Consider the following 8,608-nt stretch of genomic DNA (forward strand, 5'->3'; position numbering starts at 1 on the left):
AAGATAATCATCCCATTCATACGAGCAAGCAAGTCAGAGAATATTGGGATAAGTGGCAGCAGCAAGGATTATTTTTCTTTCAACTGCCCAAATATTCCTCTGAAATGAATCTTATTGAAATTGAATGGCATCAATTGAAAACTCATGAACTAGCAGGTCAAATTTTTCCCGATGAGTACGATTTAGCGATCGCTGTTAAACAAGGGATCGAAGCTCGCGCTCAAAAAGGAGGATACGAAACTCACTGTTTTAAGTTTAATTCTGCCTAGCTACTTAGTTTCTTTTGTATTTGAGCATTGGCAATATGCTTACAGTTCCAAGTTAAAAGATAGTCAATTCCGTAAAATGTAGCAACTCCAATATGAAGCGCATCATCCGAGGCTTTAGGGGGAAGATTACTTTTGGTGAGAAACTGGGCTGCCAGACTTTGAACATCTTCGTTGACTTCCAGTAATGGAAAATCATGTAGAATCTCAAGTCGCCTGTTTGCCATCTCTACATCTCCCCGCGCAACTTCGTCTTTGAAATGCGCTAGTTAGATCTGTATTTTATCCGAATCTGTGCAAAACTGTCGCTACGAAGCGATGCGCTCTGCTACGCAGTGCCTTCGGCATCGCACTAACCAATAACCTCAATGGTCGGGTGCATTGGGGTTGTTAGGTTCGCGATCGCCATGACTTTGGATCACGCCGACCATGAAAAATTGCGGTCACAACGACCCGACTTGAAATCACTCGATAGTAGACAGCATATGGGAATCGTCTGATGACTGCTCGTCGAATGTCCAGATAAACGATTGCATAAGACTCTGGCATCATGCCGATCTGATTGAGTAAGTCATCTACACAATCAATAAATTCATCACCCAAACCAGCTTGTTGACTCTCATACCAATCATAGGCATCGCTGAGGTCGTCACGGACTTCTGGACGAAATACCAGTACATACTTCATGCTTGCTTTCTGACTGATGCTTTCATCTCTTCCCAAGTGAGGACGTTATCGGGATCATTATTATGACCCTCAATCCGCTGATCGAGTTCGTGTTTTTGCGCCTCGGTTAAATCAGGATACACCTGTTCGACTGGAATACTTTCCCAAATCGCTTGAACCAGAAGGATTCTATCCTCAACACTTAAAGTTGTAATTTCATTTAGTGTAGCCGCGATATCCATACAGAAACCTCAAGGTGAGACATTCGATAGAACTTCCTCAAATATAGCGAACAGGATTTTGTCCGTCAAACGACACATTGCAATTAACGATGTGCCCGTCTAGAAATTTGATCACTAGCCTGCCATCATCTCTTCTGTAGCTGGCATTTCGGTCAAAGATAGCCTCAATCATTTGCATCCCGTCAAAATTCACGACTTGGACATGGGTGATTTTCTCAACTTTCTCTTCCGCGATAACCCAAGCTCCCGATTCAGATTGAGCGAGTAGTTCTAACAAGTTGTCATGGGTTCGGACTTGAAGCGTTAGTTTAGGCATACATATTGATGACTCAAATACTAAGCGACCTAACTATATATTATAGGTCAACTTTCTGCATAACACTCTCCAGAGTAACGATATGGGTCAACTTTCTGTATATCACCCCGACATACAACATATATACTCATTTGTCAATAGGTAGTAATATTTAATCTGCTTATACTTCGAGTTTTGACCTGAAAATGGGCGATCGATAGTCAAGCGATCGAGGGATGGGGATGACCACGACCCTAGGGGATTATGCAACGGTGAACAACTTATCAGCAGGTTTCCAGGGGGCTAAAACCATAATCCGGGAGATTCCGGGCATCTCCGCAAGTCAGCTGAGACCGATTGACCCCAGAAAAAATCTTCAGAGCTACAACCACTATAACTAATAGCCGTTCCCCAATAACTGATCACTGAGAGACAGCTAAACTAAAAAGCCGTGCTAAAATCAGCATATCTAGGGTCGCTTGTGTAGGTGATGGATAGGCTATGTTTGAAAGATTTACGGAAAAAGCCATTAAAGTAATCATGCTCGCCCAAGAAGAAGCCCGCCGCCTTGGCCATAACTTCGTGGGAACAGAGCAGATTTTACTAGGACTAATTGGAGAGGGAACGGGAGTTGCCGCCAAAGTCCTCAAGTCCATGGGTGTCAATCTCAAAGATGCGCGCGTGGAGGTGGAGAAAATCATCGGTCGCGGTTCCGGATTCGTAGCCGTGGAAATTCCCTTCACCCCCAGAGCCAAAAGAGTTTTAGAACTCTCCCTCGAAGAAGCCCGTCAACTGGGCCATAACTATATTGGCACAGAACATCTCCTTTTAGGACTAATTCGCGAAGGGGAAGGTGTGGCCGCTAGGGTTCTGGAAAATCTCGGGGTGGATCTCTCGAAAGTTCGCACCCAAGTGATCAGAATGTTAGGGGAAACCGCCGAAGTGGCCGCTGGTTCATCTTCCCAAGGTCGCACTAAAACCCCCACTCTTGACGAATTCGGTTCCAATCTCACCCAAATGGCCAGCGAGGGTAAACTCGATCCCGTGGTCGGCCGGCAAAAGGAAATCGAGCGCGTCATCCAAATTCTCGGTCGTCGTACCAAAAATAACCCAGTCCTAATCGGGGAACCGGGGGTCGGTAAAACAGCGATCGCAGAAGGATTGGCCCAACGCATTGCTAACAAGGATATTCCCGACATTCTCGAAGAAAAACGGGTTGTCACCCTCGATATCGGCTTGTTAGTGGCGGGAACCAAATATCGCGGCGAATTTGAGGAACGCCTCAAAAAAATCATGGACGAAATTCGCCAAGCGGGTAACGTCGTCCTTGTGATCGATGAAGTTCATACTCTCATCGGTGCCGGGGCAGCCGAAGGGGCGATCGATGCGGCCAATATTCTCAAACCGGCTTTGGCCCGGGGAGAACTGCAATGTATCGGGGCGACGACCTTGGATGAGTACCGCAAACATATCGAACGGGATGCGGCTCTAGAAAGACGTTTTCAACCGGTTATGGTCGGTGAACCCTCCGTAGAAGAAACGATCGAAATTCTCTACGGTCTCCGGGAACGCTACGAACAGCACCATAAACTAAAAATCTTAGACGAAGCGCTAGAAGCGGCGGCGAAATTGTCCGATCGCTACATTAGCGATCGCTTCTTACCGGACAAGGCGATCGATTTAATCGATGAGGCTGGTTCGAGAGTGCGCTTGATTAATTCCCAATTGCCACCGGCAGCCAAGGAATTAGACAAGGAACTGCGGCAAATTCTCAAACAAAAAGATGACGCAGTGCGCGGTCAAGACTTCGAGAAAGCTGGGGAATTGCGCGATCGGGAAATGGAAATCAAAACCCAGATCCGGAATCTCGCTTCCACCAAAAAAGGCGAAGATGGCAACGATGAACCCTTTGTGGATGCGGAGGAAATCGCTCACATCGTCGCTTCTTGGACTGGGGTTCCCGTCAATAAACTGACCGAAACCGAATCCGAGAAACTGCTGCACATGGAAGATACCCTGCATCAGCGTCTCATCGGTCAAGAGGACGCGGTTAAAGCGGTGTCCCGCGCCATTCGTCGCGCTCGCGTCGGTCTAAAAAATCCCAACCGTCCCATTGCTTCCTTTATCTTCTCCGGTCCGACGGGGGTAGGTAAAACCGAGTTAACTAAGGCTCTGGCCGCTTATTTCTTTGGTTCCGAAGATGCGATGATCCGTCTCGATATGTCGGAATACATGGAACGGCACACGGTTTCTAAGTTAATCGGTTCACCTCCGGGTTATGTTGGTTACAACGAAGGGGGACAATTAACGGAAGCGGTGCGTCGTCGTCCTTATACGGTGGTGCTATTCGACGAAATCGAAAAAGCTCACCCCGATGTCTTCAATATGCTTCTGCAAATCCTTGAAGATGGACGTTTGACCGATGCCAAAGGTCGCACGGTGGACTTTAAAAATACCCTGTTGATTATGACCTCGAACATCGGTTCTAAAGTCATCGAGAAGGGTGGCGGTGGTTTAGGTTTCGAGTTTGCCGATAATCAAGCCGAGGCCCAGTATAATCGCATTCGATCGCTGGTTAATGAGGAATTAAAACAATATTTCCGTCCAGAATTCCTCAACCGTCTTGATGAGATTATTGTCTTCCGTCAACTCAATAAGGAAGAAGTCAAGGAAATCGCCGAAATCCTGCTCAAGGATGTGTTTAAACGTCTGACAGAACAAAATATTACTTTGTCTGTCACCGATAAGTTTAAAGAACGCTTGATCGAGGAAGGTTATAATCCGGCCTACGGCGCTCGTCCCTTACGTCGTGCGATTATGCGTCTGTTGGAAGATGTTCTGGCTGAGGAAATTCTCTCCGGACGGGTTTCCGATGGCGATACGGCCATGGTCGATATCGATGAGGAAGGTAAGGTGAAAGTAATTTCCGGTGAAAGACGTGAGTTAATCGCTCCCGTGATTGAATAACTTCTCACTGGAATTAGTTAAATAAAGGGTGGGCTTTTTGCTCACCTTTTCTCGTAAAGATAGGGGGAAAAAGTGCGATGAAAGTCTGGGTTGTGGGCTGTGTTTTGTTATTTTTGTTGGTGGAATTTTATCAGTGGGCCAAGGGGTTTATTTTGCCTTTACCTCTCTATATTTTTGCCGGAGCTTTATTATCGATCGCTTCTAATTATTCTCAAGATATGAGCAATTTATTTGCTAGAAATGAACAGGTTTATCAAACTGCTAGTTTAAGTGATATTCCCAATATTTTGACGGCAGAAACCGCAATTACCAGCCTAGAAGCGGCAGCATCGGAGGATGGTAAAAAGCTATTAAATTAGGCGGTTTTGTAGAATTGCCATGTCATAACTAACCTGAGTTCGGGATAAGCCGAAACCCTAATTTTACCTTAGCCAGTCAGCCCTATTCTTTCCTAGAATTCATGGCAAAACCTCCTTAACCCGAACTGAAGTTATCTACTCCCCGCGCAACTACCGAACCGGGTTTTTTGCATCGAGAATACATGAAGCATCTAAGAGGATAATATTTTTTGATTCGACAACCGAACAACTCTTGCTTAACTGGGATAAAACGAGGGGGGTTCCCGCTTGCAGTCTTTCTACCGCATCAGAAGTTACCGATCCAAAGGATTGAAGGCCAACTTTATCGATTGGGTAGTCTGGGGAAAAAGCGGAGCGATCGAGTAACCAAAAACGAATGTTATTTTTCTGGATAAAGTTCTGCACGGCAGTCAGATCGGGACTATATTGGGCCTCGATCAAGTCGATATATCTTTGGCGAAGTTTGTCATAGAATAACAAGTTATAGGGTTCTAAGGAGTCTCGGTGGACAAACACGGGACGCAGGGCAAAGGAGGGAATATTATCACCCTCTAGGGAGAGAGAAGCCACGAGACTATCTTTCGGCTGTTTAGCTAAAAACTGATAAAGCTCCGGTTCCTTTCCCGTAATATAGCTAACTTTTGGGAAAAAATAGTATTTTTTCAGAGAGAGCGGATACAGTAGTGCGGATACCGCAATAACGATGAGCATTATATAGGTTAAAAAAACTCTCGATAAGCAAACTTCTCTTGCGGGAAGTGTTTTTTTTCTATCTCTTCCGACAAAATAAACTAATCCTAATATTTGGATGACCATCAGTCCAGTGAGCAAGAGCGAACGAGTTCGATTGAAATAAAGAATCGGCAGGTAGGAATAAATCATTGCTACTTGAAGTAGGAGAAAGATAATGATGGTTATTCCACTTGCTATAGTCTTTTTCCCCCCCCATTCTAACAGTTTATCGATCAGCATCGATAAAGCGATTCCCCCCGCAATAGCGAAAACTATCCTTAGGCTATGTTCCGTGTATCTTTGCGGTAAATATAGCTTGAAGAGGACAGCGTGAGAGATTAGATAAAAGGCGATCGAGGAAAGCAAAATTTGTGGCAGGATAAATCCTGCGCTCGTGATTCGTTCCACTAGAGAAAAATGGGAGCGATAATAGAGGATAATCGGCAGGGCTAGTCCGAGTAGAATTTGAGGTGGTAAGAGGAAAAATTTTCTCTTGAAGGGGTTAAAAATACACCAATCTCTCGGGAAAAAACCACTATAATCATTACAGGTCCAAAAGGTCAGCGGCTCTCGATGAAAAAATCCGATTTTACCATCTTGTCCGAACTCTGACAAATTTCGAGCTTCCGCCAGAGAAACCATGGCTCCATAGTCACTACTTTTGAAAAGATATGTCAGTAAGATTAAAAATACAACCAGCAAGCTGACTATACAAAAAACAATCTCTTTTCGGTCTGTAGTCAAACGCAATCTTTGGTTATTCCAGGAGAAGAGACGGAGAACTAAGACTCCAGAAGCAACCAGAACCGAAGGAGGGTAAAAGAAAGCCAGTAAAATTAAAGAGAGTAAACAAGGAATCGTGGAAGAGCGAAGTAAGTAATAGATAAAGGCCAGAAAAAGAGGGTATAAAAAGCCTCTTGGGGTACCGGAACCTAAATCATCTTTTAACCACAGATTTTGATTGAGAAATAGTGTAGAGATAAATCCAGCCAAAGGTACGGGCAGAATTTGTAGGGAGACTCGATAGCAATAAATGGTAGATATTAAACCTAGGGCGATCGGTACGAGCTTATTAAAAACTATGGCGTTTATCCCCACCATTGACATCAATTTATAAAGACTCGCGAGACCCGAAGGAGTCAACCATTGATAATAGTTCATCAGGAAATCATCGGGAAAAAGCTCTGAATCAGAGAAGCGCATCATCCAAACGATAATACGGCGTGCGTCATCCTGAATGCTGTACTCGCTACCGAAAGCGATTTGTAAGAATAGGATACTGTACAAAATAGAGAATACGATGCTGAGACTGAACCAGAAGGTTCTGGAAAGCATCAATTCTCTTAGAGGAGTTAAATCTAAAAAATACGAGTTCTTTGTCTGCATAACTACCTTGACGTTTTATCCAAGTATTTTACATTTAATACCAGGGTGAGCGCATCTCAAACCCTATTGACAATTAGCCCCTTTTGTGATCTGCTTGCTGTGTGGGCATTTCAAGTGATACCAGTCAATCAGAATAGTTACGAAATCTTAACATTGGGTCGATTTTTGCTTAACAATTGAGATGGCAAATTCTCCTCAAATATGCCTGAATGTACCTCTGGGTAAGCAACTCACATAAAGTTCATTTTGTCAAGGATTGTTAAGATGCGCTTACCCTGTATTAGTCATTAATACGTCTAGCTAATAATACTAAATTGGAAGGCATTCCCAGCGCCCAGATGGTTTCGACTCTAATACTGAAATTGTCTCCTAAAGCTTGTTTAGCTAAGTTTAATAATTCGGCTCTACCCAGTAGGTTTAAATTATCTTCCTTAGCCCAGAAGGATAACCCGACTATATTTAATAGAAACCGATGCCAAGATTTAGGTAACCAATGGATTAGGGGAAGTTTAGTATGAAATTCTAGCCAATGCCAACGATTGGGTGTAGTTAAGAATATTTTACTAGCAACTCTGGCACACTCTCGAATATGTTCAACCTGTAAATGAGTCGAACCACAATGTTCTAAAACTGCGCTAGAGGTGGCTACATCAAACTCACACTCCTTAGCAAGAATTGGGCGATGAAATCCATTGGGGCTTAAAATTTTGGCAAAAGGAAACACTTGGCTCAGGGAAGAAATGTCTTCTGGGGAAGAGAGGGCGACAGTTAACCCTGCTTCATGAAACCAGGGAATCATACAGTTACTGTCTATCCTCTCCACATCTGGAGTAGAACCAATATCAATAATACTTTCTCCTGCCCGTAAATCGAGTTTGTTCATAGCTAAATCAAACATCTTACGGCGAGCTTCTACACTTAAGCGTTCTTGAATCCCTGTTAACCAATGTCCACGATTAAAATAGTCAATGCCTTGATTCATAATATATTTGTTTACATAGTTGGGTATCTCGAAAAATTGATAGCCCAAGGACTGTTATAGTATAATAAGTAAGAACAGCAAGTCAAGCGAACAAATGCTCTTGCCAGAATCACCCAGGGTAAGAGCATCTCAATTAGGCTTGACAAAAGGCTTTCAGCACAGCCATCATATAGTTATTATCCATGGCCGTCCGTTTACTTTTTTGTGCCAGACTACGTCGGTAAGTGGATTCCTGGTTAAGAGCGTTAAGTGCTACTCGTCTCAAGAATGCAAAATTACGAGGGCTGTGACCAGAGCGAATCCGACATTTATCTTAATTAAAAGTAACATCTAAAATCCAATGAGCCTGATTTTCAATGCCCCAATGTTTACGAATAGCATTACCTATTTTTTGAGCATCAGCAGGGAGAGAACTGAGATAAAATTGGACTTCACAAGTGGTTTTATGACCAGGATGACGAACTCGTTTAACCATAGACCTCTTGCATAAATCCGAAAACAAACGATAGAAACAATAATGGGAGGGACTTTGAGTTAATTATTTATTAGTAGTTGATAATCTTCAAAAATGTTGCTGTACAAGGATCGACTTAAGACTTTTGCAAGAGGTCTCATGATAATACTTTGAAGTCCTAGCCATTGAGCTTGTTGATAAAGACCGCCGAAAACTTCTAAGGGTACAGCCCAACACCAACGTTTTTCGATACGATGAT

Annotated in this window: 8 protein-coding genes and 2 pseudogenes; 3 read left to right on the forward strand and 7 right to left on the reverse strand. The window is 43.6% G+C overall.

What is annotated here, in order from left to right; translation table 11 throughout:
• On the forward strand, positions 1-269 hold a 269-nt coding region (locus IM496_RS16480; protein ID WP_287662589.1), incomplete at its 5' end, for a transposase.
• Positions 270-271: 2 nt separating this feature from the next.
• Here IM496_RS16480 and IM496_RS16485 read toward each other — a convergent pair.
• The 4 genes and pseudogenes from IM496_RS16485 to IM496_RS16500 all read right to left on the reverse strand — a co-directional run.
• Positions 272-520 (reverse strand): annotated as a pseudogene (locus IM496_RS16485) (type II toxin-antitoxin system VapC family toxin); the annotation flags it as partial.
• Positions 521-656: 136 nt separating this feature from the next.
• Complete coding sequence (locus IM496_RS16490) at positions 657-953, reverse strand: type II toxin-antitoxin system RelE/ParE family toxin (protein WP_052275568.1); 297 nt, start codon at positions 951-953, stop codon at positions 657-659.
• Entirely contained in the window at positions 950-1,174 is a 225-nt protein-coding gene (locus tag IM496_RS16495; protein ID WP_002801678.1) for an addiction module protein, read from the reverse strand. The genes IM496_RS16490 and IM496_RS16495 overlap by 4 nt, the downstream gene beginning before the upstream one ends.
• Before the next feature lie 37 nt (positions 1,175-1,211).
• A complete protein-coding gene (locus tag IM496_RS16500; RefSeq protein ID WP_052275566.1) occupies positions 1,212-1,490 on the reverse strand; it encodes a hypothetical protein in 279 nt (92 codons plus the stop codon).
• Between the two features lie 480 nt (positions 1,491-1,970).
• On the opposite strand from IM496_RS16500, the gene IM496_RS16505 reads away from it, so the two are divergent.
• Together IM496_RS16505 and IM496_RS16510 are read left to right on the forward strand one after the other, a co-directional pair.
• Positions 1,971-4,436, forward strand: a complete 2,466-nt coding sequence (locus IM496_RS16505) for an ATP-dependent Clp protease ATP-binding subunit (RefSeq protein WP_002732350.1) — start codon at positions 1,971-1,973, stop codon at positions 4,434-4,436.
• A 77-nt stretch (positions 4,437-4,513) separates the two neighbouring features.
• Positions 4,514-4,795 (forward strand): hypothetical protein, encoded by a 282-nt coding sequence (locus IM496_RS16510; protein ID WP_194015877.1) that lies wholly within the window; start codon positions 4,514-4,516, stop codon positions 4,793-4,795.
• A 150-nt stretch (positions 4,796-4,945) separates the two neighbouring features.
• Here the strand turns inward: IM496_RS16510 and IM496_RS16515 are convergent, their stop codons facing one another.
• From IM496_RS16515 to IM496_RS16525, 3 genes and pseudogenes are all read right to left on the reverse strand, one after another.
• Entirely contained in the window at positions 4,946-6,862 is a 1,917-nt protein-coding gene (locus tag IM496_RS16515; RefSeq protein WP_287662598.1) for a hypothetical protein, read from the reverse strand.
• A gap of 331 nt (positions 6,863-7,193) precedes the next feature.
• Positions 7,194-7,895 carry a hypothetical protein gene (locus IM496_RS16520; RefSeq protein WP_002756702.1) on the reverse strand — a complete coding sequence of 234 codons (702 nt, stop codon included), beginning with the start codon at positions 7,893-7,895 and terminating at the stop codon, positions 7,194-7,196.
• Positions 7,896-8,028: 133 nt separating this feature from the next.
• Positions 8,029-8,367, reverse strand: a pseudogene (locus tag IM496_RS16525) (ISAs1 family transposase); the annotation flags it as partial.
• Positions 8,368-8,608 lie beyond the last annotated feature (241 nt).

It is taken from the genome of Microcystis sp. M049S2, assembly GCF_020245625.1.
Classification (GTDB): Bacteria; Cyanobacteriota; Cyanobacteriia; order Cyanobacteriales; family Microcystaceae; genus Microcystis; species Microcystis ichthyoblabe_A.

Excerpts from the sequence above, each read along its gene's own strand:
- IM496_RS16490 (WP_052275568.1), bottom strand. The coding sequence starts at position 953 with ATGAAGTATGTACTGGTATTTCGTCCAGAAGTCCGTGACGACCTCAGC.
- IM496_RS16495 (WP_002801678.1), bottom strand. The coding sequence starts at position 1,174 with ATGGATATCGCGGCTACACTAAATGAAATTACAACTTTAAGTGTTGAG.
- IM496_RS16500 (WP_052275566.1), bottom strand. The coding sequence starts at position 1,490 with ATGCCTAAACTAACGCTTCAAGTCCGAACCCATGACAACTTGTTAGAA.
- IM496_RS16505 (WP_002732350.1), top strand. The coding sequence starts at position 1,971 with ATGTTTGAAAGATTTACGGAAAAAGCCATTAAAGTAATCATGCTCGCC.
- IM496_RS16510 (WP_194015877.1), top strand. The coding sequence starts at position 4,514 with ATGAAAGTCTGGGTTGTGGGCTGTGTTTTGTTATTTTTGTTGGTGGAA.
- IM496_RS16515 (WP_287662598.1), bottom strand. The coding sequence starts at position 6,862 with ATGCTTTCCAGAACCTTCTGGTTCAGTCTCAGCATCGTATTCTCTATT.
- IM496_RS16520 (WP_002756702.1), bottom strand. The coding sequence starts at position 7,895 with ATGAATCAAGGCATTGACTATTTTAATCGTGGACATTGGTTAACAGGG.